The organism is Sphingopyxis bauzanensis, from assembly GCF_002205675.1.
In the GTDB taxonomy this organism is placed as follows: Bacteria; Pseudomonadota; Alphaproteobacteria; order Sphingomonadales; family Sphingomonadaceae; genus Sphingopyxis; species Sphingopyxis bauzanensis.
Window position 1 is genome coordinate 759,400 of the sequence record NZ_NISK01000001.1, and the last position, 23,699, is coordinate 783,098.

Consider the following 23,699-nt stretch of genomic DNA (forward strand, 5'->3'; position numbering starts at 1 on the left):
AAGAGACGCAATCGAAGAGGGCAGAACTACGCTACGGCCCAGAGCTTGGTGATATTGTGGGCGATGCAGACGAGGCTCCATTCGTCTTGGACTTTGTCGAGACCGCGCAGGAGGAACTGACGGAATCCGCGCGCTTGCTTGATCTGTCCGAAAACCGGTTCGGGCAGTTGTTTGCGTAAACGATAGCGACTGCGGTGTCCGCCAAGCTTGAGCTTCTGGCGCATCGCCTGGGTGAGCGGTCCGCCCACCTTGCCTCCGGTCGTCGGGCGCTTGGCCTGGCCCGTGGCGATGTAAGCGGAAATCTCGCGATCCTTGAGCCCGGCCAGATTGGCTTCGGAGCAATAGCCGGCGTCCGCCGAGATCTCCCTGGCCTTCTTGCCCTCCATGTTCCGGGTGACAGCGTCGGTGAGCGGGATCAGGCAAGTGGAATCGGCTGACGAGTTCGACAGCGAATGCGCCACGATTATTTGCGCGGTCGCATCGACGGCGATCTGACCGTTATACGCCTGAATGAAGCCATCCTTGCCCGGCATGATCCGACTGTCCGGGTCGGTGAAATTGCGCTGTGCCTTGGGCTTGGGCGTTCCTGGCGGATGCTTGGGCTTGCGGCCTGGCCGCGGTCCATCGCTGCGATCGTCATCATCGCCCTTCGCCTTGGCCTTGGCATCTTCCTTTGCTCGGGCCTCGGCTTCGAGCGCGACCTTGGCCTCACGGATCCTGGTCAGGCGCTGCTGTTTGTCGGCAACCCAGTCGGGCAACTCGTCGCCGCGCTGGCCGGCGCCGAGGCTCGCATCATCGCGGCGGTCAGCGGCCTCGGCAGACTTGAGCCAGCTTGCCACTTCGGCCGCAAGCGCCGCTTCGGCCTTCTGCATGCGGGCATAGCTCATCGCCTTGTGCTTGGACGCATTGGCTTTGATCTTCGTACCGTCCAGCGCGACATGGCCGAGCTTGACCAGGCCAGCCTCGGCGCACAGCTTCAGCACCTGTACGAACAATCCCGACAGCGCTTTGAGATGCCGCTTGCGAAACTCTGAGATCGTCCGAAAATCCGGCTTCGAACTGGCCGTCACCGCATGGAAATCGAGCCGGTCTTCGCAAGCCCGCGCGATCCGTCGCGAGGAATAGAGGCCCTGCGTGTACGCGTACAGCAGCAGCGCCGTCATCATCGCAGGATGAAACGCCGGCGCCCCACGAGCATCGTCATACGATGCATAGACCGCTTCGAGATCCAGCTCGTCGCGCACCAGATCCCGAACAAAATGGGCAGGGTGCGAGGACGGGACATAATCCGACACCGAAGGCGGAAACAGGGATACCTGATCAACATCCCAGGGAAGAAAGCGCTTGCTCATCCCCCGACTGAATCAAAACTCATCGCCGCAGTCCAGCCCAAATATGCTAAATCGTGGACGGGCTCCTAGGCATAGATCCCGATGAAGCCGCGACACGAATTGCCCGGGCCAAGACCGCGCAGCTTGTTCCGGCGCCGGAATTTCTCGTCGGTTTCCTCTCGGCTTCTACCGTCGCCCACTGGCCGGCACCGGCAAAGATCGCGATCTGTCTGGTCTTGCACCAGGTGGGGCTGACAGAGAAGGCACGCCTGTTGCGCGAGGCTTGGCACAAGCTCGCTCCCGGCGGCGAGCTTTATGTCGCCGATTATGGAGAGCAGCGCAGCCGCTTCATGCGTTTGCTGTTTCGACTGACGGTGCAGCAACTCGATGGCGTCCACGATACACAGCCCAACGCCGACGGGATGCTGCCAGTCCTGATGCGGGAGGCAGGTTTTGGAGATATTCGCGAGATCGAGACCTTTCGGACACCGACCGGCACGATCGCTATCCTGCGAGCGGGCAAGTCCGACGCCTGATCGGGTATGCAAGAAAATCCGAGGGGCGGGGGCCTTTCTTGCGTATCGATAGAAGCGGCCCCATTTTGTGCCGCGAAGAGACGGCGTCGGTAGGGAGCGAACCCGATCGCAGCGCGGGTGCGCGTCCCCGCCGAAGGGCACGCTTTAGCGACAGGAGCGGTGACGATGCACGATCATCAGGATGCAGACAAAGGCAGCGGGAGCACGACCGATCCGGTCTGTGGCATGGCGGTCGACCCGGCCACCACGCCGCACAGCGCGACGCACGGCCGCGAGCATCATTATTTTTGCAGCGCAGGCTGCCTCGCCAAATTCGAGGCCGATCCCGATCGCTATACCGAAAAACGCGAGCCGACCGCAGCCAATCCATCCGAGGGCGCCATCTGGACCTGTCCGATGCACCCCGAAATTCAGCGTCCGGGACCCGGAAGCTGCCCGATTTGCGGCATGGCACTTGAGCCCGTCATGCCGACCGCATCGGACGGTCCCAGCGAAGAATATCGAGACATGCGCCGCCGCTTCTGGGTCGGGCTGCTTCTCGCCCTTCCCGTGGTCGCGCTCGAGATGGGCGGCCATATGACGGGCCTCCATCAATATGTCGGCCGCCAGACGAGCAACTGGATCCAAATGTTGCTTGCGACGCCCGTCGTGCTGTGGGCGGGCTGGCCCTTCTTCGAGCGCGCCTGGCTCTCGATCCGCAACAAGAGCCTCAACATGTTCACCCTCATCGCGATGGGGACAGGCGTCGCGTGGGGCTACAGCATGATCGCCGCGATCACGCCGCAGATATTCCCCGCCGCCTTCCGCGCCGCCGACGGCTCGGTCGCGGTCTATTTCGAGGCCGCGGCGGTCATCACGGTGCTGGTACTGCTCGGACAGGTGCTCGAACTGCGGGCGCGCGAGACGACAAGCGGTGCGATCCGCGCGCTTCTCGACCTGACGCCAAAGCTCGCAAGGCGCGTCCGCAGCGACGGAAGCGACGAGGAGATCGCACTCGACGCGGTCGTGGTCGGCGACGTGCTGCGGATCCGCCCGGGCGAAAAGGTCCCGGTCGACGGGATCGTCCTCGAAGGCCGCGGCACGGTCGATGAGTCGATGGTCACTGGCGAGTCGATGCCGGTGACCAAAGAGGCCGGCGCCGCCCTCATCGGCGGGACGATCAATCAGACCGGCGGCTTGCTCATGCGCAGCGAGAAGGTCGGGAGCGACACGATGCTCGCCCGTATCGTGCAAATGGTCGCCGACGCACAGCGCAGCCGGGCGCCGATCCAGCGCCTCGCCGATACCGTTTCGGGCTGGTTCGTGCCCGGCGTCATCGTCGTCGCTGGGGCCGCTTTCCTCGTCTGGTCCCTCCTCGGTCCCGCGCCCGCCATGGCTTATGGCCTGATCGCCGCGGTCTCGGTGCTGATCATCGCCTGTCCCTGCGCGCTCGGCCTTGCGACGCCGATGTCGATCATGGTCGGCGTCGGCCGCGGCGCTGAGGCCGGCGTGCTGATCAAGAATGCCGAGGCGCTCGAGCGGATGGAGAAGGTCGACACGCTCGTCGTCGACAAGACCGGCACCCTCACCGAAGGCAAGCCGTCGGTGGTCGCCATCGAAGTCGCGGACGGGTTCGAGGAGAATGACCTGCTCCGGATTGCCGCGAGCCTCGAACGCAGCAGCGAGCATCCGCTCGCGGCGGCGATCGTCAAAGCGGCCGAGGATCGCGGGCTCGCGCTCGTCGAGCCATCGGGGGTCGACCAGCCGGTCGGCAAGGGCATTGTCGGGGTCGTCGATGATAAGGCGATCGTTCTGGGCAATGCCGGCTTCCTCGAAGAATATGACATCGATTTGGGCGCGCTTGCGGAGGCGGCAGACCGCCTTCGCGCGGATGGCGCGACTGCGATCTACATTGCGGTCAATGGTAAAGCAGCCGGCGTCATCGCCATCGCAGATCCGGTCAAAGAGACAACCGGCCAGGCGCTCGCGGCGCTACGCGAGGCCGGAATCAAGGTCATCATGCTCACCGGAGACAATCGCGTGACCGCCGAGGCGATCGCGCGGCGTCTCGGCATCGATGACGTCGAGGCCGACGTCCTTCCCGACCAGAAGAGCATGGTTGTCCAGCGGCTGCGCGAGCAAGGCCGGATCGTCGCCATGGCGGGTGACGGGGTCAATGACGCGCCGGCGCTGGCGGCCGCCGACGTCGGCATCGCGATGGGCTCGGGAACCGATGTCGCCATCGAAAGCGCAGGTGTGACGCTGCTGCGCGGCGACCTTCTGGGCATTGTCCGGGCGCGGCACCTCAGCCACGCGACAATGGGAAACATCCGCCAGAATCTCTTCTTCGCCTTCGCCTATAATGTCGCGGGCATTCCGGTGGCGGCGGGCGTGCTTTATCCGGTCTTCGGGCTGCTCCTGTCTCCGATCATCGCCGCCGCTGCGATGGCACTGTCCTCGGTGAGCGTGATCGCCAATTCGCTGCGGCTGCGGTTCGTGAAAATCTGATCGAAACATCGCGGCGGGCGCGCATCGCGGCCGCCGCACGGAAAGGGAGAATGAGGATGAGATGTATCACATCTGCGGCGATCGGCCTCGCGCTGGTCATGGCGGTTCCCGTCGACGCGGCCCCGGCCCCGGATTATCAAGCGGCGAGTGCGACGCTGGCGCAATATAAGCAGGCGATCGAGAGCCGCGATCTGTCGGGGGTCGATGCGCTGTTCGCGCCCGACGCCCAGATATTCGAGTCGGGCGGCATCGAAGGGAATTTCGCGCATTATCGCGACCATCATCTTGCGCCCGAACTCAAGGCGTTCAAGTCCTTCGCCTTCCGCGACTACAAAGTTTCGGTCCGGGGCGAAGGGGACGTCGCGATCGCAACCGAGACCTATTCCTACACGATCGTCCTTCCGAGCGGCGAGACTGTCGCGCGCGATGGCGTTACAACAAGCGTCCTCAAATGGACCGACGGCAAATGGCAGATCATCAACCTCCACAGTTCATCCCGCAAACCGAAGGCTTGAGCGACCATAGTTGGCGCCGCCGGTCCGGCCGATGGACCGGCGCCTCATGCCCAAAAATCTGTTTGACGATGATTTCAGTAAGGATCATGCTTTCGTCATGAAGCGCTGCTTCTCCCTCCTTCTCCTCTTAGGAGCCCTGCTGGGTCTCCTGGCCCAGGAAGCTGCGTTCGCTTCCGCGCCGGCGATGCCGATGCAGGGCACGGAGATCGCCGCCCCGGTGATGAGCGACGAGTGCGCGGAGATGATGGGGATCGACAGGCTGCAAGACGAGGGGCCTTGTCAGGGGCTCACTCTCGACTGCATCGCCAAGATGGGCTGCGCGCTGCCGCCTGCCGTCGTATCGGCGGCCATACCGCTCACGGTCGAAGCTCACATCCCCGGATTGCTCGATCCGCTTCCCGTCCGGCGGCTGAATGGCCGGACAATTGGCCCCGAACCCGATCCACCCCTACTTCTCGGCTGAATTGCGCGATGCGCGCCGGCCCGTTCCGGCGTGCATCTTCGAGCTTTTCAACTGAGGAATTCGACATGAAGACGATATTTGCCGTTGCCGCGCTCGCGGCAGCAACGCTTGCCGCCCCCGTTCTCGCACAAGAGGCGTCCGGCGGCCATTATGAATGGCAGACCCGCCAGGTGCCCGGACCGAACAAGGCCAACACGACCTCGCGGGTTCGGGTCTGGGTCAAGGACAGGCCGGCTCAAGTGGCCGACTGCAACTGCGACATGATGAAGTCCAATCCGGCCGACTGTATGAAGAAGATGGCCGGCGACCCCATGGCGCATCCCGGAGCGTAAAGCTCTCCGCCCCCGGCGCCATTGCGCCGGGGGCGGTCCTGCCCGGTCCACAAAAGGGGGACATCATGCGCCTATTCCTAGCGGCAGCTCTGCTTGCGCTGCCCACGGCCCTTCGCGCCGCACCCATATCGTTCGACGAAGCACTTCGGCTTGCCGAAATCCGTGCACCCGAATTGCGCGCCCGCGAAGCGAGCGTCGACGCGGCCACATCCGCGGCCATCGCGGCCGACCGCTTGCCCGACCCCAAGCTCGATCTTGCGATCAAGGATCTCCCGGTGACCGGCCCTGACGCGGGCCGGTTCAACCGCGATGACTTCACGATGCAGGTCATCGGCATAAGCCAGGAATTCATCAATCCCGCCAAGCGCCGCGCCCGCGCCTTGCGCGCGCATGCCGACATCGACGTTGCCGAAGCCGAGCAGGCGGTCGCAGCCCAGGATATCCGGCTGGCAACCGCGCTGGCGTGGATCGATCTTCACTATGCGAAGAGGCGGCTGAAGGAACTCGATCTGCTCGATGGCGAGCTCGACGATCTGCAGGCAACGGTAAGCGCCCGACTCGCCAGCGGCGCGGCACGTCCGGCGCAGGCGCTCGAACCCGAACAACTGCGCGCCCAGCTCGCCGACAGGCGCAGCGCGCTCACCGCCGATATCGCGCGATACCGGGCGCAGCTTACCCGGTTTACCGGCGATACCGCGGCCGATACGACGGGCGACTTGCCGCCGCTCGCCGTCGATGGCGACGCGCTTCGCGCCGGCCTCGCCGCCTTGCCGCTGCTGCGCGCCTATGACGCACGGACATTGGCCGCCGACGCCGAGACCGGGCTCGCACGCGCCGACAAGCGACCCGACTGGACGGTCAATGCCGCATACGGCCGGCGCGAACCAAATTTTGGCGATCTCGTCACGGTCGGGGTGACGATCGACCTGCCGCTGTTTGCGAAAAAACGGCAGGATCCCAGAATTGCGGCACGCGCGAGCGAAGCGACGCGCGCGCGCCTCGATCGCGAGGCGGCCGAACGCGAGGTCGCCGCGGCGCTTTCCGCCGACCTCGCCATGCACCGCATGCACGACGAGCAGCTTGCCAATGCCCGCACAAGACTGGTGCCGCTCGCGAAGCAGCGCGCCCAGCTCGATCTCGAAAGCTTCGGGGCGCGGCGTCTCGATCTCGGCACCGCGCTCCTGTCGACGCTCGCGCTTGCCGAAGCCGAGGTCGATGCACTGGCACGCGAAGGCGAGGTGGCGCGCGACGCGGTGCGGATCATTTTCACTTATGGGGAGGCACGGCGATGACCGATGCAACGACGGCGGCACGGTGGCGTGCCGCAATATTGGCCGCCGTGCTCGTGGCGGGCGGCGGGGGCTATTGGCTCGGACAGCGCGGGACCAACGAGATGGCGTCGGAGGCGGCCGGCACCGACGGCGGCAAGGTCCTCTATTATTACGACCCGATGTTCCCGAACCAGAAGTTCGACAAGCCCGGCAAGTCGCCCTTCATGGATATGCAGCTCGTGGCGAAATATGCCGACGAAGGCGGCACCGCGCCCGGCGTCGCGGTCGATCCCTCGGCGCGGCAAAGCCTCGGCATTCGCGCGGTTGCCGCCGAAATGGGCAGCCTCGCCGCGACGCTCGACGTCACCGGGACGGTCGATTTCAACCAGCGCGACGTCGCGATCGTCCAGGCCCGCTCGGGCGGTTTCGTCGAGCGCGTTTACCGGCTCGCGCCGGGCGACGTCATCGGCGCGGGCGCACCGATCGCCGACCTGCAATTGCCCGAATGGGGCAGCGCGCAGACCGAATATCTCAGCGTCAAACGGCTCGGCAGGCCCGACCTCACCGCTGCCGCCCGGCAGCGGCTCCGCCTGATGGGGATGCCCGAAGCGGTGATCGCGCAGGTCGATCGCAGCGGTCGCACCGGCGGCACGGTGACGGTGCGCGCGCCGATCGGTGGCGTCGTCCAGACGCTGGGTGCGCGCGCTGGCGTGACCTTGGCCGAAGGCCAGACCCTCGCCGAAATCTCGGGGCTGGGAACGGTGTGGCTGAATGCCGCGCTCCCCGAAGCCCAAGCGGGCGCGGTGCAGGTCGGCCAGCGCGCGACCGCCAAGCTCACCGCCTTTCCGGGCGAAGCCTTCGGCGGCCGTGTCGTTGCCATCCTGCCGACTGCAGCGGCGGATAGCCGGACGCTGACGGTGCGCGTCGAGCTCGCCAACCGCGGCGGGCGCCTTCGCCCGGGCATGTTTGCAAGCGTGGCACTGGGGGGCGATGCCAAGCCCGCGCTGCTGGTGCCGAGCGAAGCCGTCATCCGCACCGGCACCCGCAGTATCGTGATGCTCGAGACGGGCGACGGGCGCTATCATCCCGCCGAAGTCCAGACCGGGCGCGAGGGCGGCGGCAAGACCGAAATCTTGCGCGGCCTCGCGGCCGGCGAGAAGGTCGTCGCCTCGGGCCAGTTCCTGCTCGATTCCGAAGCAAGCCTGACCGGCATCGCGGTGCGGCCGCTGGACGGTGCGAAATGATCGAACGGATCATTCGCGCATCGGTCGCCGCGCGCGGGCTGGTCGTGGCCGCGGCGCTGATCCTGACGCTGATCGGGATCGCCGCCGTGCGGACGACGCCGGTCGATGCCCTCCCCGACCTCTCCGACGTGCAGGTCATCATCCGCACCACCTATCCCGGCCAGGCGCCGCGCATCGTCGAGGATCAGGTCACCTATCCGATCACGACGACGATGCTCTCGGTTCCCGGCGCGCGCGTCGTGCGCGGCTATAGCTTTGTCGGCGACAGCTTCGTCTATGTCCTCTTCGAGGACGGCACCGACCTTTATTGGGCGCGCAGCCGGGTGCTCGAATATCTCAGCCAGGTGCAGAGCCGCCTTCCCGAAGGGGCGAAGGCATCACTTGGCCCCGACGCCACCGGCGTCGGCTGGATCTATGAATATGCGCTCGTCGACAAGAGCGGGCGCCACGATCTGGCTGCGCTGCGCAGCCTGCAGGACTGGTTCCTGCGCTTCGAGCTCAAGGCGGTGCCCGGCGTCGCCGAGGTCGCGAGCATCGGCGGCATGGTGCGCCAATATCAGATCCTTGTCGATCCGCAGAAGCTCGCCGCGTTCGGCGTGACCGCGCAGGATGTGACCGACGCGCTGAAGCGCGCCAATCAGGAGAGCGGCGGCGGGACGGTCGACATGGCCGAAGCCGAATATGTCGTGCGCGCCGGCGGCTATCTCAAAAGTCTCGACGACTTTCGCGCCGTGCCGCTCCGCACCGCAGCGGGCGGCATTCCCGTGACGATCGGCGATGTCGCGACCGTCCAGATCGGCCCCGACATGCGGCGCGGGATCGCCGAACTCAATGGCGAAGGCGAAGTCGCGGGCGGCGTGATCGTGATGCGTCAGGGCCAGAACGCCCGCGAGGTGATCGATGGCGTGCGCGCCAAGCTCGGCGAGCTGAAGCGCGGCCTGCCGCCAGGGGTCGAGATCGTCACCACCTATGACCGGTCGGGACTGATCGATCGCGCGGTCGATAATCTCACCTCGAAGCTCGTCGAAGAATTTATCATCGTCGCCATCGTCTGCGCGCTGTTCCTGTGGCACGCGCGCTCGGCGCTGGTCGCGATCCTCACCCTGCCGCTCGGCATATTGATCGCCTTCATCGTCATGCGGTTCCAGGGACTCAACGCCAATATATTGTCGCTGGGAGGCATCGCGATCGCCGTCGGCGCGATGGTCGACGCCGCAGTCGTGATGATCGAAAATGCCCACAAGCATCTCGAGCATTGGGAAAGAGATCATCCGGGCGAGGAGTTGAAAGGCGCCGAACGCTGGCGCGTGATCACCGATGCCGCCGCCGAAGTCGGACCGGCGCTGTTCCTGAGCCTCCTCATCATCACATTTTCCTTCCTCCCCATCTTCTCGCTCCAAGGACAGGAAGGGAAACTGTTCGGGCCGCTCGCCTTCACCAAGACCTATGCCATGGCGGCGGCGGCGATCCTCTCGATCACGCTCGTCCCGGTCCTCATGGGCTGGCTCATTCGCGGGCGCATCCCGAACGAGCAGGCCAATCCGGTCAATCGCTGGTTGACACATGCCTATCGCCCGGCGCTCGATTGGGTTCTCCGTCGCCCCGGAAGGGCGCTGGCAATAGCCGGGCTGGTCTTTGCGACCAGCCTGTGGCCGCTGACCCAGCTCGGCGGCGAATTCATGCCCCAGCTCGACGAGGGCGACCTCCTCTATATGCCATCGGCGCTGCCAGGCATCTCGGCGGCCAAGGCCTCGAGCCTGCTCCAGCAGACCGACCGGCTCATCAAGACGGTGCCCGAGGTCGAGAGTGTGTTCGGCAAGGCCGGGCGCGCCGACACCGCGACCGATCCCGCCCCGCTCGAGATGTTCGAGACGACGATCCGCTTCAAGCCGCGCGATCAATGGCGCGCTGGCATGACCCCCGAAAAGCTGGTCGCCGAGCTCGACGCGCGCGTGAAGGTTCCGGGTCTCGCCAATTTCTGGATCCCGCCGATCCGCAACCGCATCGATATGCTGGCGACCGGGATCAAGAGCCCGGTCGGCATCAAGGTGGCGGGATCGGACGTCGCCGAGATCGACCGCACCGCGAAGCGGATCGAGGATGTCGTCCGCAAGGTTCCGGGCGTCGCCTCGGCGCTCGCCGAGCGGCTGACCGGCGGGCGCTATATCGACATCGACATCGATCGCGCCGCCGCCGCGCGTTACGGTCTCAATGTCGCCGACGTGCAGGCCATTGTTGGCGGCGTCATCGGCGGCGAGACCATCGGGCAGACCGTCGAGGGGCTGGCGCGATATCCGATCAGCGTGCGCTATCCGCGCGAACTGCGCGACAGCCTCGGCAAGCTCGAAAACCTGCCGATCCTCACGCCATCGCGCCAGCAGATCACGCTGGGCACCGTGGCAAGAGTGCGGATCAGCGACGGCCCGCCGATGCTGCGGACCGAGAACGCCCGGCCGGTAACCTGGATCTATGTCGACGGCCGCGACCGCGACCTGCAGACGCTGGTCGGCGATATCCAGCAGGCGGTCGCGCGCGACGTCAAACTGCCGCCGGGCGTCAGCATCTCCTACACAGGCCAGTTCGAATTCCTCGTTCGCGCGACCGAGCGGATGAAGGTCGTCGTGCCGGTCACGCTCGCGATCATCCTCGTCCTGCTCTACCTGACCTTCCGGCGCTGGGACGAGGCGCTGCTCATCATGGCGACGCTGCCCTTCGCGCTCACCGGCGGGCTGTGGCTGCTCTATCTGCTCGGCTATAATCAGTCGGTCGCGAGCGCGGTCGGGTTCATCGCGCTCGCGGGGGTCGCCGCCGAGTTCGGCGTCGTGATGCTCATCTATCTGAAGCAGGCGCTCGCGGCACGCGGCGACGGTCCGATCGTTGCGGCGGTCCGCGACGGAGCCTTGCTCCGGGTCCGCCCCAAGGCGATGACCGTCGCGGTCATATTGGCGGGGCTGTTCCCGATCCTCGTCGGCACGGGGACCGGCTCCGAGGTAATGAGCCGGATCGCCGCGCCGATGATCGGCGGGATGATCACCGCACCTCTGCTCTCGATGTTCATCATCCCCGCCGCCTATCTGTTGATGCGCCGGCGATGGCCCGATCAACAACCGTTGAAAACCCCGAAGACGTGACATGAAAACAAGGAGAATGAATATGAAATCGATGCGCATTCTGGCTGGCGGCATGGTGCTGCTGATCGCCGTTTCGGCGTGCAGCCCCGCAGCCGACAAACAGACCACCACCGCTCCCAAGGAAGCAGCCGGTGCGACAGCATCTTCCGAAGTGCAGCATGGCAAGGGCGAAGGAACGATCACCGCGATCGACGCAGCCAAAGGAACGGTTACGCTCGATCATGGCGAAATCGCCGCCCTGAAATGGCCGCCGATGTCGATGGGGTTCGAGGCATCGGCGGATTTGCGCAAAGGTCTGAAGGTCGGCGATCGCGTCGCTTTTGAACTCGACTGGAATGGCGCCACGGGCCGCATCACGCGGATCGAGGCTCTTCCCCCGTCCTGATAGCGGTTGCGGCCCGGGCTTCGCGCGTCGCGTCAGTTTCGCGTAGCGCCGCGCATCGGCTCGAGAGTCTGAATGATCTTGCAGTCGCCGACCTTTCCCAAGCGGCAGCCGCCGATGACGCGTGCGAGTTCGTCGCGCATTTGGGACAGGTCGGCGATCTTGCGCTCGATTGTCACGAGATGGCTACTCGCGACCGCATCGACGGCGCCGCAGGGCTGGTCGCGATCGTCGGCGAGCGCAAGAAGCTCGCGGACTTCGTCCAGCGAGAATCCGAGGTCGCGCGCGCGCCGGATGAAGGACAGCCGCAACAGCTCTTCGGTTCCATAGGAGCGATAATTGCCGCCCGTCCGTGCCGGCGGCGCCAGCAGGCCCGCTCCTTCATAGTAGCGGATGGTTTCGACCTTGGTGTCGGTCGCACGCGCGAGTTCGCCAATTTTCATCGCTTGACCCTATAGTTGCTAGAGGGTGCATATAGCTGTCCGACTCGCAACGGGAAAGGACGGATGACATGAGCGATTGTGGCTGCGAAGCCGACGAAAAGCGCGCGGGCGTCGACCCCGCCTACCGGCGCGCGCTCTGGATCGTCGTCATCCTCAACCTCGGCTTCGGCGTGATCGAACTGGCCGGTGGCTTCCTCGCGCGGTCGCAGGCGCTCAAGGCCGACTCGCTCGATTTCATCGGCGATGGCTCGATCACCCTTATTGGACTGATCGCGCTTGGCTGGACCGCCGTCGCGCGTAGCCGCACGGCGCTGGTTCAGGGCTGCTTTCTGGCTGTTCTGGGGCTCGGGATTATCGGATCGGCGATCTGGCGCTCCTTCCATGCCATCGCGCCCGAAGCCGACCTCATGGGGGGCATCGGCGTCGTGGCACTGCTCGTCAACATCTCGGCGGCGCTGGTGCTCAGCCGTTTCCGCAACGAAGGCGATGCTACGGCGCGCGCGATCTGGCTGTTTTCAAGGAACGATGCCCTCGCCAATGTCGCCGTCATCGTCGCGGCGGGTCTGGTTGCCGTGACGGGCGAAGCCTGGCCTGACCTTCTGGTCGCCGGTGTCATCGCGCTGCTCTTCCTCCATTCGGCCTATGATATCATCCGTGACGCGCTTGGTGAGATTTCTTCGCACAAGCCGGGACAGACCGCACAGTAGCGCAGGACGGAAACCCGCCCTTATCCATGCCTGCAATCACGCGGTTTCTTGCGGGGCGCCGCTAGGCCGCGTGCGGCGCCCTCGCCCGGTTGAACCAGAAACCCGCGGCCAAGACGATCGCGGCCGCCAATTGTGCGAGAAGCGTCTGAACCGTCGGGTACACCCCCAGTATCGGGAATCGCGGAAACGCTGCCAGCGGCGTGACGCCGAGCAGGCCCGCTTCCTGCAGCCCGCCAATGCCCTTGCCGGCCAGGACGATCGCCAGCACTGCGATCAGGGCCGCACTCCATGAGAAGAATTGCGTGATCGGCAAGCGGGCGCTGAAGCGGAGCATGGCCCAGGCGATCAGACCCAACAATATGGCGGCCACCGCCGCGCCTGCCAGCATGGCGCCGCCATTTCCCTGCGCCCATATGGCGGCGTAAAAGAGGATGGTCTCGAAGACCTCGCGATAGACAACGAGGAAGGTCAGACCGAAGAGGAACCACGCCGACCGGCGCGACAGGGCAGCGGAGATCTTCTCCTTGATATACCGCTGCCAAGTTTCGGCATTGCTTTTGCCGTGCATCCAGATGCCCACCGAGATCAGGATGATCGCGGCGAAAAGCGAGCCAAAGCCTTCGGTGAGCTCGCGCGACGCCCCGCTGATTCCGATGAAATAGGTCGCGACGAACCAGGTCGCCGCCCCGGCGGCTAGAGCGGAAACCCAGCCGCCATGGACATATCCCATGACGTCAGTTCGCCCGGTTTTGCGAAGGAAGGCCATCATGGCGATGACGATCAGCAGCGCTTCAAGACCTTCGCGTAGCAGGACTCCGAATGCGCCGAGAAAGCTCGACGATGCGCTTGCCTGTTCAGGCGCGAGGGCCGCCTCGGCTTCGACGAACAGGCGGGCCACTTCGGCATTCGCCGCCTTCACCTCCGTGAGCGGGCGACCCTTTCCTATCGCCGAGCGCAAATTCCCCATCGCCATCTCGATCTTCGCCATGAGGTCAGGATCGCGGGCCGCAAGGACCGGCTCGACGGGCTCGAAACCATCGAGATAGGCGGATAGTGCCAAGTCGGACGCGGCGCCACGGTCGCCGGCCGCATAGGCCTTTAGGCTCGCGTCGAGGCGCTGGCGCGACAGCGCCAGCGAGCCGACCGGCTTCGCAACGACGGCCGCCGGCTGGCGGCGCAAAAAGGCGGTCAGCGGCCCGGCCTTTCCGTCGCCCAGTTCACGGGCGATATCCGCGGGAGTCTTGCCGACGAGAGTCGCAAGATCGGGGATGGCGGCACGAACGCGCGCGTCCTTTTCCCATATCTGTCGGCCCTCCGATTGCGACGATTCCGGAAACGCGATGCTTCCGACGTAAAAGGACAGGGCCCAGCGGTCGCTGTCGGGGAGGGCTTCGAAGCTCGCCATCGACGTCCCCTCGAGCCCCTGCGAAATCACCTGATAGAGGGCGAACAGGCTGCGCTCGCGTGCGCGCGCCGCGTCGGTGAAGGCGATCGGGGGCGGATCGAGCCCCGCAGCGCCCGGACCGTTTCCGGCACCGGTCGCGCCGTGACACATGGCGCAGTTTTCTGCATAGAGCTTCGCGCCGCGCGCCAGATCAGGAGCCGAGCGCGGCGCGAGCGGAACGGGATAGCTTGCAAGCAAGGCCCCGGCGAGCCGCCGCGACTGTGTTTCGATGGTAGCCGGTGCAGATTTCGCGGCGATCGATTGGCGCAAGGCTGCGGCCTGGTTGACCAAATTCGGCTTGGCGGTCTTCTGCGGCAGGCGTTTCAAACGCGTTTCGACCTGCGCCGCGAATTCGGTCATCTCGGCATATTCCGCCGGACTGACGACCTTGCCGCCGGACACCGCACCCGGATAATCCACTGCGACATAGTCAAGCAGCCGCCAAATGGTCTGAACCTCGGGCTCGCTCGCGCGCGCTGGCTGGAGAGCGACCAGCGCCAGCAGCAGGAAAGCAAGCGCCCCCCTGCCCAGGGCACGCATCAACGCGAAGGAAACGCTTTTGGAGAAAATCGCCACGCCAGCTGCCTTTATTGAGAATGATTTGCATTGGCCGATCCGAGCGTGGCAATCAACGCAGAATCGGCTCTTGGCAATCTGGAAGTTGCCAGCGACAGCCTCACCCGCAGCAGGATTTGTCGCCGCTCTCCTGAATCGGCGGGCAAGGGATATCGCCGTAGGAACAATAGACGCAGCAGTCGCCAGGCTTGGGCTTGAGAACCGCACCGCAGCCGCGGCAATCGTAGAAATATTGGCACGCGTTGGTCGGCATGGTCTCGGTCGACTGGTGGCCGCATTTCGGACAGGTCAGGGTCGAAAACAGTTGGATCGCCGCGTCAGACATAGGTGTAACCCGCCCAGAGCAGCGCCGCGCCGAGAAGCAGGCCAAAAAATGTGAGAATGCGCATCCAGCGCGGCGTGCACAGGCCGCCGGGGCCGCAGCGCGCGGCAATCAGCTGCTGCCGCGTCAGCAACATGGCACCGACAATGAGGCACAAGGCGCCGATGACGAGCAAGGGCGTTCGATATGGAGCCGCCACGATGGCCACGCCGCCAAGCCACGCCGCACCGATGCCGACCGACGCGAAGAGAAAAGGCAGCGCGCAACAGGCAGCTACGCCGAACGCGGCGGCGAGACCCGCCAGAGTTACGGTGGCGGTAGCGATCCCCTTGGGCTGATTTGGCGGGTCGATCATGGGAGACTCCTTGCGAGGGGCATCGGAGCGCTCTACCATCTGTAGTAACTACAGATTCAAGAGGTATTTTTGCGATGGCGGCGAGCGGCGCGATCCAGATCGGCGAACTCTCGCGCCGCACCGGCTGCAACATCGAGACGATCCGCTATTATGAGAGAATTGGCCTCTTGCCGACGCCCTCTCGTCGGGGCCGTTTTCGCAGCTACGCACGCGAAGATGTTGCTCGCCTCGGCTTCGTGCGACGCGCGCGGGAACTGGGCTTCACCTTGGACGAAGTGCGCGCGCTGCTCGGACTCGCAAATGGCGGCGAGAGCCGCTGTGCCGACGTCCGCGACCTCGCGGCGTCGCATCTGAAGGACGTGCGCGAACGGATCGCGGACCTTGAGAGAATGGAACGCGTGCTGGCGGATTCGGTGCGTGCCTGCGACGCCGGTTTGGAGCCGGGATGCCCGCTGCTCGACGCGCTTGGCGCAGGATCGCGGGACGCAGAAGCCGCGTAGCCACCGCGCGCGCATCCGCTGCAATAAATGAAGAAATGAGGTAGGAACGACGGGGTTGACGGGCGACGGCTTGTCGCATTCACCGGGCGGCAAGGGATTACAAACAGGTATGGGGCGCGCAAATGAAGCTACGATCGCGATGCGGATCGTCATCGATCGGCCCGTCGTTGGCGTGACACACAGCCTTCAAACGAAGGATAATCAACCGATCGATGCAAAATGTTCGGCCGCCGGCGAATCCCTGTCGTTCGATTTTCCAGTCCGCATCGCCCCTGGACCGAAATTCCTTGGCGAGCATGTACGACGCGAAGGTGCCGAAAGACGGTTTGTCTATATCTGCATCGGACAATCGGCCGGGGACGAAGCCTCCCCTTGGACGCGCCGGATGAAGATCGACATCCATGACATGGAGCAGGAGCTTCTGGATCGTGCGCTACGGGGCGGTATCATCGAAATAACGGTCAGTGGAACGGGCAAAGATGGCACACCTGCCTGCGCCACGACCCGGCCGATCGGATGGCGGATCGCCTGATCAAAACTTAGCCCTTGCGCCCTTCATAAATCGAAATCGACCCGCTCGGGGTTTGAATGACCTTTGCCTCGGTCACGCCGGCAAACCCCGCCGCTTCGAAGATGCCGGGCATGCAGCCCTTGGCGTTGGGCTCGGTCATGTCGAAGCCATCGAGCAACTGCACCTGCCGGAATAATGTCCGCATGAGCAGGTTTCGCTGCAGGCCATAGTCGGCGACCAGCATCAGGCCGCCCGAGGTAAGGGCCCGATACATGGCGTGCGCGATCGCTTGCTTGGTTTCGATGGCGCATTGGTGGAAGACGAGGCTCGAGACGATGACGTCGCAGCTTCCCACTATAGCATCGGCCCGGTCGCCCATCGCCTGTTCCCATTGCACCGCGACCCCGGCCGCCTCGGCCTTGCCGCGGGCGAGGTCGAGCGCCGGAGGGTCGGGGTCGATCCCGATGACTTCGGCGTCGGGGAAGGCCTGCTTGATGGCGATAGCGAGCGTGCCTGTTCCGCAACCAATATCGACGATCCGCGCATCGTTTGTCGGCGGGACGCGGCGTATGAGTTCCGAGCGCCAACGCTTTTCGCGTGTCATGAGGGCGATCGCCCGATCATATTGGTCGGTGAGTTCGTGTCGTCCGAGCGGCGGGACATAGTCCTGCTCTTGCGCATTTGTCTGGGTCATGCCGACACGCTAGCGCGCACGCGGCGGACGGGCTTGAACGAAGCGGCTACGTCGCGCGAATTGCTGAGACGCCAGGCCTAGGCCGCGAACAGCTGGCTCGCATTGACGCCGAACATATGTTTGATCGTTCGCGCAAAATGCGCAGCGTCAGAAAAGCCGCCGCCGTGCGCCGCCTCTGTCACATTCTCCCCGGCCGCAAGCCGCTGTGCCGCAAGGCGCATCCTGCGCCAGAGAATATAACGGCGAAGCGGGATGCCTAGCTGCTCGACGAAGAGATGCCGGAAGCGATCGGGCGAAAGGCCTGCGGCGCCGGCGAGCGCTGCGAGACGAACAGGACCAGTCTCGAGCTGACTGTCGAGCAGCCACATAGCATCGATCAGCCGGCGATCGCGCTGCGCCGGCTCTTCCTTCGCCAGCCAGCCCTCCCAGAAGGCGATACCCGAAGGTTGCGAAACGAGCCGATACGGCCCAGCCGAAATCGCTGCAACGAGCTCGGGAAGCACCGCGTGCCTTGTCGGTTCGACGAAATAGAGGTCGGCTAAAGGGCGCGGACGAAGGCGATGCGGAACATTTGGTTCGATCAGGAGCGTCGGCGCTTCAATGACCGCGCCCGCATGCTCGACACTGGCCGATGGCGCGGCGATAACGGCCTGTGCGGCAAAATGACTGTGCGACAGAGAATCGCCGACCGCACCACGCCAGCGCGCCGAAAATTCGCCGATCTCGAGAGTGCCGGGCCAATTGCGCGCGTCCGTCACCGCCATGTCCCTTCCGATCAGTTTAGCGTTTGCTCGCTTCTACTTCGGCACGGACCTGTGCGTAGAGCGGCTCGGGACCGAATTCTGCCAAGGGCTTCCCGTTGACGAAGAAGGTGGGCGTTCCCTTGATGCGGAGCGTGTTCGCGTCGGCGATATCGGCCTCCATATTCGCGCGTGCAATATCGGTTGGCATCGCCTTCGCTTTCTCGACATCGAGGCCGGCCGCCTTTGCAGCCGCCCAGGCGCCGTCCATCTGGCCATCGTGCCATGACGGCTGGGCCTCTAGAATAGCCTCCATTACAGGCTCCAAAACCCCCTGCTGGCGCGCCGCCTCAAGAATGACGATTGCTTCCGCCGATCCCGGATGAAGCGGGAGGTAGCGCATCACGAGGCGGACATCCTTCGGATAGGTGGCGAGGATCTGCTTCACCGCAGGATAGAATGCGCGGCACGCTTCACACGACGGATCGAAGAATTCGACGATCGTCACGGGCGCCTTCTTGGGTCCGATCACGGGCGAGTGAGGCCGGACAAAGGTCTCGGCGGGCAAGGCTGCCGCCACAATCGGCGCCGGCTCGCCTGCGACTGACGCGCTGTATAAAGTGACGCCGGCCGCGAACGCCCCGGCGGCGATCAGTCCCATCAGGACGACAGCGGATTGTCTTTTCATGATTTCGAGTTCCGATAGCAAAATATGAGGAAAAGGATGATGGCGGTGAAGGCGCAGAGCGACAGCAGCGGTATGGGAAGGCTGCCGTATAGAGTCATGGCGCCCTCGGCGCACGATGGTCCGGTGCCGCAGGGCTGTAGCCCTTCAGACACGACGCCGAGATAGAGGAGCAGATGGTATAAGGCGACGACCCAGCCGATCGCGGCTAGCGGCGCGGCATAAACGATGACGCTTCGGTCGGAGCGAAACGCGGCAATGGCCAGGATGATTGCCAACGGGAACATGAAGGCCCGCTGGAACCAGCACAAGACACAGGGGGCCTGCCCCATTACCTCGCCAATAAAAATCGCCCCGAGACTTGCCGTCAGCGCCACAAGCCACGCCCCGATAAGTGCGAGCCATGCGGCAAGAGCGGTCGCGCGCCTTTCCCGGATGATCATGTTCATGGCCGCCGCCCCTTCTTCGCGCGAATGGCTTTCGCTGCCGGGTTGGTCCGCGGCCGCGCGAGATATTGCGTCAGGAAACGGTCGGTCTCGCTCAGAAGCACTTCGAAATTTCGGCGAGTCTTGGGCAGGCTCAAGCGAGCGATCAGCCCCTTGCATCTTATGCTATGGGTCAACCGCGCACCTTCCGGCACCCGCTCGATTTTGAAATGTTCCTCGATCGACAACAGCATCCCGCCGAGTTTCACGTCGAACGCGAGGTGCTCACCTGGGTCGCAATGTGATATGGTTGCCGTGACGCGCCAAAAGCGCGGGTTGGCCGGGTTCATTCGGAAGGCATATTCGACCTCCGCCCCGCGCTCGGGGAGGCCTTTGGGCCGGACATAGGGATTCCAGCGTTCATATTGGTCGAAGTTCGCCAACACCTCCCAAAGCTGCGCCGGCGATCGCGGCAGCAGCGTCTCCCTCGCAATCTCAAACACAGTCACCTCCCAAATTCACTACAGCACTCCGAGGGCGCAGCTACTCGCGGTACGCGAGCAGGCGAAGCGCGTTGGCTACGACGACGAGGGTCGATCCCTCGTGCGCCGCGACGGCGGGGCCGATACCGAGACCGAAGATCGTCGCGGGAACCAGCACGACGACGACGCCGAGGCTCACGACCATATTCTGACGGATGATCGAGCGGGTGCGGCGGCTGAGCCCGATCGCGAAAGGCAGATGCGCGAGATCGTCCGCCATGAGCGCCACATCGGCGGTCTCGAGCGCGACGTCCGAGCCGGCGGCGCCCATAGCGATACCGACAGTGGCGCTCGCCATCGCCGGGGCGTCGTTGACGCCGTCGCCGACCATCGCCACGGGCATCTCGGCGCGTAGCTTCTTGATCGCATCGACCTTCTGCTCTGGCATCAGGTCGCCCCAAGCTTCGCTGATGCCGACTTCGGCGGCGATCGATTCGGCGACCCGCTGATGATCACCGGAAATCATGATCATCCGCCCGATACCCAGTTCGCGCAGACGCGAGATCGTCTCACGCGCGGCGGCGCGCGGCGTGTCCATGAGCCCGATCGCGCCCAGGTCGCGCGAGCCCTTGCGGACTATCATCGTCGTGCGGCCATTCTCCCGCAATCGCTCGATCGCGTCGGCCATTTCGGGCGAGAGGGGGGCAATGCCGTCGGTCCCGAACATCTCCGCCTTGCCGATGCTGACCGTCTCGCCATCGACCTGCGCCTGGACGCCGCGCCCAATCAGGTTTTTGAGGTCAGCGGCAGCAGGAAGCGGCGCATCCTTGAGCATCTCGCGCCCGTCGCGCGCGATGGCCGCGGCGAGCGGATGATCGCTGAGGCTCTCGACCGCAACCGCGACCGCGAGCAGTTCGGTATCGGTCGCGCCGGTCGCCGGGACCACGTCAGTGATGCGCGGTCGTCCTTCGGTCAGCGTTCCCGTCTTGTCGAAAGCAAGCGCGGTCAGCGAGCCGAGGTTTTCGAGCGGCCCGCCGCCTTTGACGAGGACGCCGCCGCGCGCGGCCCGCGCCACCCCGGACAGCACCGCGCTTGGGGTCGCGATGGCCAGGGCGCAGGGACTCGCCGCGACGAGGACGGCCATGGCCCGATAGAAGCTATCGCGGAACGGCTCGTCGACAACGAACCCCGCGAAAAGCAGGAGGAAAACGAGCCCGAGGACGCTCGGCACGAAGATGCGCTCGAACTTGTCGGTAAAGCGCTGGGTCGGCGATTTCTGCGTCTCGGCCTCGTTGACCATCTTGACGACTTTCGCGAGCGTCGTGTCGGTGGAAAGCCGGGTCACCGCGATTTCGATGGCGCCTTCGCCGTTGATCGTGCCGGCGAACACGCGGTGTTTCGCCTCAAGCGCGTCGGCGCGCAACGCGGCTTCTTTCGCGTCGACGACCGGCTCCTTGTCGACAGGCACGCTCTCTCCGGTCACGGGAGCCTGATCGACGCTCGACCGGCCCAGGATCACGAAGCCATCGGCGGGAAGCCGCTCATTGGGCTTCACAATGACGATGTCGCCGACAAGCAGCTCCTCGACCGGCACCTCGCGCGGTTCGCCGTCGCGGCGAACGAGCGCGGATTGCGGGGCCAGTTCGGCCAGCGCCTCGATGGCGCGCTTCGCACGTCCCATGGCATAATGTTCGAGGGCATGGCCGAAGCTGAACAGGAAGAGCAGCAAGGCGCCCTCGGCCCAGGCACTGAGCGCGGCGGCGCCGGCAGCGGCAACGAGCATCAGCGTGTCGATCTCGAACCGCTTGAGCTTCAGATTCTCGATCGCCTCGCGCAGCGTGAACCAGCCACCGAGACCATATGCGGCGATATAGAAACCCAGCGGCACCCAATCGGGGAGCGCCGTCAGTTTCTCGATCGCAAAACCGATGCCGAGAACCACGCCGCACAGCAGCGCGACATAGAGCTCGGTGTTCGCACCGAAGATACCGCCATGGGCATGACCATGATCGCCCTCGCCATGCTCGCCATGATCATGGCCGCTATGGTCGTCTTTCTCGGAATGCCTCTGCTTCGCTAGCATCGGTTCGGCCGCTCCCACAGTCTTCTTCTGGTAGACGCCCATATCGGCGAGCGCCTGACGGATCTGGTCGAGTGAAATATCGCTCGTGCGGAACTCGGCGCGGATCACGCCCGCCGCGCTAGCCTCCGCCTCGACGATGCCGGGAAGCTGACGCAAACGATCGCTCACCGTGCGAGCGCGCCGCGTGTGTCCGAGCCCCTCGACGTCGGTCCAGAGAAGATGCTGATATTGCTCGGTCAGCGCCGCCCCGGCGCTCCGGGCGAGCTGGCGCACCCGTTCCAGCGGGACGATGTCGGGATCATAATGGATGCAAAGCTGCGCGGGCGCGTCGCCCTGCGCGGCTACGACATGCGCCTTTTCGACGCCCGGCCGGCCCTGCAATTCACCTGACAGCCGTTCGATACAGCGGTCCGCCTCGTCGGGCACTTCCGGGAGCAGGAGTTCGATATCGAGCCTGACCGTTTCCGTCATTGTTCAATCCTCAATATTCCAACCATTTGCTGGACCTTTTCTGATAATTCCCAGGCTCCCGGCAACAGCGCTGCCTTTTGTCCGCATGGCGATCGGTTTCACCTGACATCGGCTCATTCGTGGGAGGCGGGCCCGTTGTGTTACGGCAACCAGGTCAAGCATGTATCGCGTCCTCATCGCCACATGCGACGGTCTCGGTCTGAATTGTCGAGTGCTGGATATTGAACTGCGTGCCCAGCATCGCGGCGACCGCGCCGCGCAGCGCCTCGGGATCGGCGCCCGCCGCGAGGACGATATGGGCGGTCAGGCTGGCATCGTCGCCAGCGACCGACCAGACGTGCAGATCGTGAACGCCCGCCACGCCATCGACCGAGCCCATCGCAGCGCGCACGGTGTCGAGATCGATGCCACCGGGTACGCCCTGGAGCAGGATGTGCGTGGTGTCGCGCAAGAGCGACCAAGTGCGCGGCAGCACCCAAAGGCCGATGGCGATGGCCACGACCGGATCGATCCAGGTCTTGCCCGTGAGCCAGATCAGCACCGCAGCGCCGATTACGCCAATCGATCCGAGCATGTCCGCCCACACTTCGAGATAGGCGCCCTTCATGTTCAGGCTTTTCTCGACGCCGCCGGCGAGCAAGCGCATCGCAACGAAGTTCACGATCAGGCCGATGGTCGCAACGACCAGCATGCCCACCGATTCCACCGGCTGCGGATCGACGAAGCGCGACACGCCTTCATAGAGGATATAGGCGGCCACCACGAACAGCAGCACGGCGTTGAAGGCCGCAGCGAGAATCTCGAAGCGGCGGTAGCCATAGGTTCGCTGCTTGTCGGCTTGCTTCTGGCCGACCTTAACCGCCACGAGGGCGATCGCCAGTGCAGCGGCATCGGTAAACATATGCGCCGCGTCGGACAGCAGCGCGAGGCTGCCGAACCAATAGGCCCCGATCAGTTCGGCGACGAGGAAGGTGGAGGTAAGGCCGAGCGCGATGGCGAGCCGCCCCGAAGTCGCACCTGCGCCATGGCTGTGGCCACTCTCGCCGGCGTTCTTGGCGTCAGCGGCGTCGTCGGCATGATCGGGAGCCGCGGTCATGTCAATTCGCCTTCGGCGGGCTTTGGGGCATCGCCTTTTCCCGACGTTCCAACCAGCTTTGCATCACAGCGACCTCCTTTTCCTGCGCAGCTATGACCGATCGGGCGAGTTCGCGCACCTCCGGGTCTTTGCCATATTGCAGCGCGACCTTGGCCATCCCCACCGCGCCCTGATGATGCGGAATCATCGACCGCATGAAGTCGGTGTCGGCGTCGCCCGTCAGAACCACTGCCATATCCTTGTGCATCCTGTCGGCCGCCGCCTCGAACGCCTTGGCCGCCGGCGTCGAGGTGGCCGCAGCCGCATGCTGCATATCGCCATGTCCGGCGCTGTCCGCGTCGGTGCTCGGCTTTCCGGATGAACAGGCCGCAACTAAGAGTCCAAGCAGCAATATGGGGGTCTTCATCACCCTGCCTCCCGGGAAAGCCGATGGCGGCGGTGAGCCGCCATCGGTTTCGTCCTGCGTGGCATGA

General features: G+C 64.8%; 25 protein-coding genes. 12 read left to right on the forward strand and 13 right to left on the reverse strand.

Features of this window, described 5'->3' with window-relative positions:
• Window positions 1-26 precede the first annotated feature (26 nt).
• Window positions 27-1,352 carry an IS1182 family transposase gene (locus CDQ92_RS03780; protein ID WP_088440032.1) on the reverse strand — a complete coding sequence of 442 codons (1,326 nt, stop codon included), beginning with the start codon at window positions 1,350-1,352 and terminating at the stop codon, window positions 27-29.
• 53 nt (window positions 1,353-1,405) lie between these two features.
• Here CDQ92_RS03780 and CDQ92_RS03785 point away from each other — a divergent pair, with 53 nt between their 5' ends.
• The 9 genes from CDQ92_RS03785 to CDQ92_RS03825 all read left to right on the forward strand — a co-directional run bounded on the left by CDQ92_RS03785 (window position 1,406) and on the right by CDQ92_RS03825 (window position 11,695).
• Window positions 1,406-1,867 carry a class I SAM-dependent methyltransferase gene (locus tag CDQ92_RS03785; RefSeq protein ID WP_229667486.1) on the forward strand — a complete coding sequence of 154 codons (462 nt, stop codon included), beginning with the start codon at window positions 1,406-1,408 and terminating at the stop codon, window positions 1,865-1,867.
• Window positions 1,868-2,032: 165 nt separating this feature from the next.
• On the forward strand, window positions 2,033-4,354 hold the full coding sequence (locus CDQ92_RS03790; RefSeq protein ID WP_088440033.1) for a heavy metal translocating P-type ATPase: 2,322 nt from the start codon (window positions 2,033-2,035) through the stop codon (window positions 4,352-4,354).
• 50 nt (window positions 4,355-4,404) lie between these two features.
• On the forward strand, window positions 4,405-4,869 hold the full coding sequence (locus CDQ92_RS03795; protein WP_229667485.1) for a YybH family protein: 465 nt from the start codon (window positions 4,405-4,407) through the stop codon (window positions 4,867-4,869).
• A gap of 31 nt (window positions 4,870-4,900) precedes the next feature.
• The gene (locus CDQ92_RS03800; RefSeq protein ID WP_229667483.1) at window positions 4,901-5,332 is read left to right on the forward strand and encodes a hypothetical protein; all 432 of its coding nucleotides are present in this window, start codon (window positions 4,901-4,903) and stop codon (window positions 5,330-5,332) included.
• A 65-nt stretch (window positions 5,333-5,397) separates the two neighbouring features.
• Window positions 5,398-5,664, forward strand: coding sequence for a hypothetical protein (locus tag CDQ92_RS03805; protein WP_088440035.1), 267 nt, complete (start codon window positions 5,398-5,400; stop codon window positions 5,662-5,664).
• 65 nt (window positions 5,665-5,729) lie between these two features.
• Entirely contained in the window at window positions 5,730-6,956 is a 1,227-nt protein-coding gene (locus CDQ92_RS03810) for a TolC family protein (protein ID WP_088440036.1), read from the forward strand.
• Window positions 6,953-8,179: an efflux RND transporter periplasmic adaptor subunit gene (locus tag CDQ92_RS03815; protein ID WP_088440037.1), complete on the forward strand. Its 1,227-nt coding sequence runs from the start codon at window positions 6,953-6,955 to the stop codon at window positions 8,177-8,179. The genes CDQ92_RS03810 and CDQ92_RS03815 overlap by 4 nt, the downstream gene beginning before the upstream one ends.
• On the forward strand, window positions 8,176-11,310 hold the full coding sequence (locus CDQ92_RS03820) for an efflux RND transporter permease subunit (RefSeq protein WP_088440038.1): 3,135 nt from the start codon (window positions 8,176-8,178) through the stop codon (window positions 11,308-11,310). Before CDQ92_RS03815 ends, CDQ92_RS03820 begins: the two co-directional genes overlap by 4 nt.
• A gap of 22 nt (window positions 11,311-11,332) precedes the next feature.
• A complete protein-coding gene (locus CDQ92_RS03825; protein ID WP_088440552.1) occupies window positions 11,333-11,695 on the forward strand; it encodes a copper-binding protein in 363 nt (120 codons plus the stop codon).
• 32 nt (window positions 11,696-11,727) lie between these two features.
• On the opposite strand, the gene CDQ92_RS03830 is transcribed toward CDQ92_RS03825, so the two are convergent.
• Window positions 11,728-12,135, reverse strand: a complete 408-nt coding sequence (locus tag CDQ92_RS03830) for a MerR family transcriptional regulator (RefSeq protein ID WP_088440039.1) — start codon at window positions 12,133-12,135, stop codon at window positions 11,728-11,730.
• Window positions 12,136-12,203: 68 nt separating this feature from the next.
• Between CDQ92_RS03830 and CDQ92_RS03835 the strand changes: the two genes are divergently transcribed.
• Window positions 12,204-12,842 (forward strand): cation efflux transmembrane domain-containing protein, encoded by a 639-nt coding sequence (locus CDQ92_RS03835; RefSeq protein WP_088440040.1) that lies wholly within the window; start codon window positions 12,204-12,206, stop codon window positions 12,840-12,842.
• A gap of 61 nt (window positions 12,843-12,903) precedes the next feature.
• Here CDQ92_RS03835 and CDQ92_RS03840 read toward each other — a convergent pair whose 3' ends face one another.
• The 3 genes from CDQ92_RS03840 to CDQ92_RS03850 form a co-directional block, all read right to left on the reverse strand.
• Window positions 12,904-14,826: a cytochrome c/FTR1 family iron permease gene (locus tag CDQ92_RS03840; protein ID WP_088440553.1), complete on the reverse strand. Its 1,923-nt coding sequence runs from the start codon at window positions 14,824-14,826 to the stop codon at window positions 12,904-12,906.
• A 136-nt stretch (window positions 14,827-14,962) separates the two neighbouring features.
• Complete coding sequence (locus CDQ92_RS21790) at window positions 14,963-15,187, reverse strand: GDCCVxC domain-containing (seleno)protein (protein WP_088440041.1); 225 nt, start codon at window positions 15,185-15,187, stop codon at window positions 14,963-14,965.
• Window positions 15,180-15,539, reverse strand: coding sequence for a mercuric reductase (locus CDQ92_RS03850; RefSeq protein ID WP_088440042.1), 360 nt, complete (start codon window positions 15,537-15,539; stop codon window positions 15,180-15,182). Before CDQ92_RS03850 ends, CDQ92_RS21790 begins: the two co-directional genes overlap by 8 nt.
• Window positions 15,540-15,613: 74 nt before the next feature.
• On the opposite strand from CDQ92_RS03850, the gene CDQ92_RS03855 reads away from it, so the two are divergent.
• Entirely contained in the window at window positions 15,614-16,039 is a 426-nt protein-coding gene (locus CDQ92_RS03855) for a MerR family transcriptional regulator (protein WP_088440043.1), read from the forward strand.
• A 109-nt stretch (window positions 16,040-16,148) separates the two neighbouring features.
• A complete protein-coding gene (locus CDQ92_RS03860) occupies window positions 16,149-16,571 on the forward strand; it encodes a DUF5990 family protein (protein WP_088440044.1) in 423 nt (140 codons plus the stop codon).
• A gap of 7 nt (window positions 16,572-16,578) precedes the next feature.
• Here the strand turns inward: CDQ92_RS03860 and CDQ92_RS03865 are convergent, their stop codons facing one another.
• The 8 genes from CDQ92_RS03865 to copM all read right to left on the reverse strand — a co-directional run bounded on the left by CDQ92_RS03865 (window position 16,579) and on the right by copM (window position 23,632).
• The gene (locus CDQ92_RS03865; protein ID WP_088440045.1) at window positions 16,579-17,244 is read right to left on the reverse strand and encodes a class I SAM-dependent methyltransferase; all 666 of its coding nucleotides are present in this window, start codon (window positions 17,242-17,244) and stop codon (window positions 16,579-16,581) included.
• Between the two features lie 77 nt (window positions 17,245-17,321).
• Window positions 17,322-18,008, reverse strand: a complete 687-nt coding sequence (locus tag CDQ92_RS03870; protein ID WP_088440046.1) for a helix-turn-helix transcriptional regulator — start codon at window positions 18,006-18,008, stop codon at window positions 17,322-17,324.
• A gap of 16 nt (window positions 18,009-18,024) precedes the next feature.
• Entirely contained in the window at window positions 18,025-18,672 is a 648-nt protein-coding gene (locus CDQ92_RS03875; protein WP_088440047.1) for a DsbA family protein, read from the reverse strand.
• Window positions 18,669-19,118 (reverse strand): disulfide bond formation protein B, encoded by a 450-nt coding sequence (locus CDQ92_RS03880; RefSeq protein ID WP_229667480.1) that lies wholly within the window; start codon window positions 19,116-19,118, stop codon window positions 18,669-18,671. The genes CDQ92_RS03875 and CDQ92_RS03880 overlap by 4 nt, the downstream gene beginning before the upstream one ends.
• A complete protein-coding gene (locus CDQ92_RS03885) occupies window positions 19,115-19,597 on the reverse strand; it encodes an SRPBCC family protein (RefSeq protein WP_158213759.1) in 483 nt (160 codons plus the stop codon). Before CDQ92_RS03885 ends, CDQ92_RS03880 begins: the two co-directional genes overlap by 4 nt.
• 40 nt (window positions 19,598-19,637) lie before the next feature.
• Complete coding sequence (locus CDQ92_RS03890) at window positions 19,638-22,130, reverse strand: heavy metal translocating P-type ATPase (protein WP_088440049.1); 2,493 nt, start codon at window positions 22,128-22,130, stop codon at window positions 19,638-19,640.
• Window positions 22,131-22,284: 154 nt separating this feature from the next.
• Window positions 22,285-23,226 (reverse strand): cation diffusion facilitator family transporter, encoded by a 942-nt coding sequence (locus tag CDQ92_RS03895; RefSeq protein ID WP_088440050.1) that lies wholly within the window; start codon window positions 23,224-23,226, stop codon window positions 22,285-22,287.
• Window position 23,227: 1 nt separating this feature from the next.
• Window positions 23,228-23,632, reverse strand: a complete 405-nt coding sequence (gene copM / locus CDQ92_RS03900; RefSeq protein ID WP_188682406.1) for a CopM family metallochaperone — start codon at window positions 23,630-23,632, stop codon at window positions 23,228-23,230.
• Between the last annotated feature and the right edge of the window lie 67 nt (window positions 23,633-23,699).

Excerpts from the sequence above, each read along its gene's own strand:
- CDQ92_RS03865 (WP_088440045.1), bottom strand. The coding sequence starts at position 17,244 with ATGACCCAGACAAATGCGCAAGAGCAGGACTATGTCCCGCCGCTCGGA.
- CDQ92_RS03835 (WP_088440040.1), top strand. The coding sequence starts at position 12,204 with ATGAGCGATTGTGGCTGCGAAGCCGACGAAAAGCGCGCGGGCGTCGAC.
- CDQ92_RS03870 (WP_088440046.1), bottom strand. The coding sequence starts at position 18,008 with ATGGCGGTGACGGACGCGCGCAATTGGCCCGGCACTCTCGAGATCGGC.
- CDQ92_RS03855 (WP_088440043.1), top strand. The coding sequence starts at position 15,614 with ATGGCGGCGAGCGGCGCGATCCAGATCGGCGAACTCTCGCGCCGCACC.
- CDQ92_RS03825 (WP_088440552.1), top strand. The coding sequence starts at position 11,333 with ATGAAATCGATGCGCATTCTGGCTGGCGGCATGGTGCTGCTGATCGCC.
- CDQ92_RS21790 (WP_088440041.1), bottom strand. The coding sequence starts at position 15,187 with ATGTCTGACGCGGCGATCCAACTGTTTTCGACCCTGACCTGTCCGAAA.
- CDQ92_RS03890 (WP_088440049.1), bottom strand. The coding sequence starts at position 22,130 with ATGACGGAAACGGTCAGGCTCGATATCGAACTCCTGCTCCCGGAAGTG.
- copM (WP_188682406.1), bottom strand. The coding sequence starts at position 23,632 with ATGAAGACCCCCATATTGCTGCTTGGACTCTTAGTTGCGGCCTGTTCA.
- CDQ92_RS03860 (WP_088440044.1), top strand. The coding sequence starts at position 16,149 with ATGGGGCGCGCAAATGAAGCTACGATCGCGATGCGGATCGTCATCGAT.
- CDQ92_RS03880 (WP_229667480.1), bottom strand. The coding sequence starts at position 19,118 with ATGAACATGATCATCCGGGAAAGGCGCGCGACCGCTCTTGCCGCATGG.
- CDQ92_RS03875 (WP_088440047.1), bottom strand. The coding sequence starts at position 18,672 with ATGAAAAGACAATCCGCTGTCGTCCTGATGGGACTGATCGCCGCCGGG.
- CDQ92_RS03800 (WP_229667483.1), top strand. The coding sequence starts at position 4,901 with ATGGACCGGCGCCTCATGCCCAAAAATCTGTTTGACGATGATTTCAGT.
- CDQ92_RS03840 (WP_088440553.1), bottom strand. The coding sequence starts at position 14,826 with ATGCGTGCCCTGGGCAGGGGGGCGCTTGCTTTCCTGCTGCTGGCGCTG.
- CDQ92_RS03895 (WP_088440050.1), bottom strand. The coding sequence starts at position 23,226 with ATGACCGCGGCTCCCGATCATGCCGACGACGCCGCTGACGCCAAGAAC.
- CDQ92_RS03820 (WP_088440038.1), top strand. The coding sequence starts at position 8,176 with ATGATCGAACGGATCATTCGCGCATCGGTCGCCGCGCGCGGGCTGGTC.
- CDQ92_RS03805 (WP_088440035.1), top strand. The coding sequence starts at position 5,398 with ATGAAGACGATATTTGCCGTTGCCGCGCTCGCGGCAGCAACGCTTGCC.
- CDQ92_RS03795 (WP_229667485.1), top strand. The coding sequence starts at position 4,405 with ATGAGGATGAGATGTATCACATCTGCGGCGATCGGCCTCGCGCTGGTC.
- CDQ92_RS03780 (WP_088440032.1), bottom strand. The coding sequence starts at position 1,352 with ATGAGCAAGCGCTTTCTTCCCTGGGATGTTGATCAGGTATCCCTGTTT.
- CDQ92_RS03830 (WP_088440039.1), bottom strand. The coding sequence starts at position 12,135 with ATGAAAATTGGCGAACTCGCGCGTGCGACCGACACCAAGGTCGAAACC.
- CDQ92_RS03810 (WP_088440036.1), top strand. The coding sequence starts at position 5,730 with ATGCGCCTATTCCTAGCGGCAGCTCTGCTTGCGCTGCCCACGGCCCTT.
- CDQ92_RS03790 (WP_088440033.1), top strand. The coding sequence starts at position 2,033 with ATGCACGATCATCAGGATGCAGACAAAGGCAGCGGGAGCACGACCGAT.
- CDQ92_RS03850 (WP_088440042.1), bottom strand. The coding sequence starts at position 15,539 with ATGATCGACCCGCCAAATCAGCCCAAGGGGATCGCTACCGCCACCGTA.
- CDQ92_RS03815 (WP_088440037.1), top strand. The coding sequence starts at position 6,953 with ATGACCGATGCAACGACGGCGGCACGGTGGCGTGCCGCAATATTGGCC.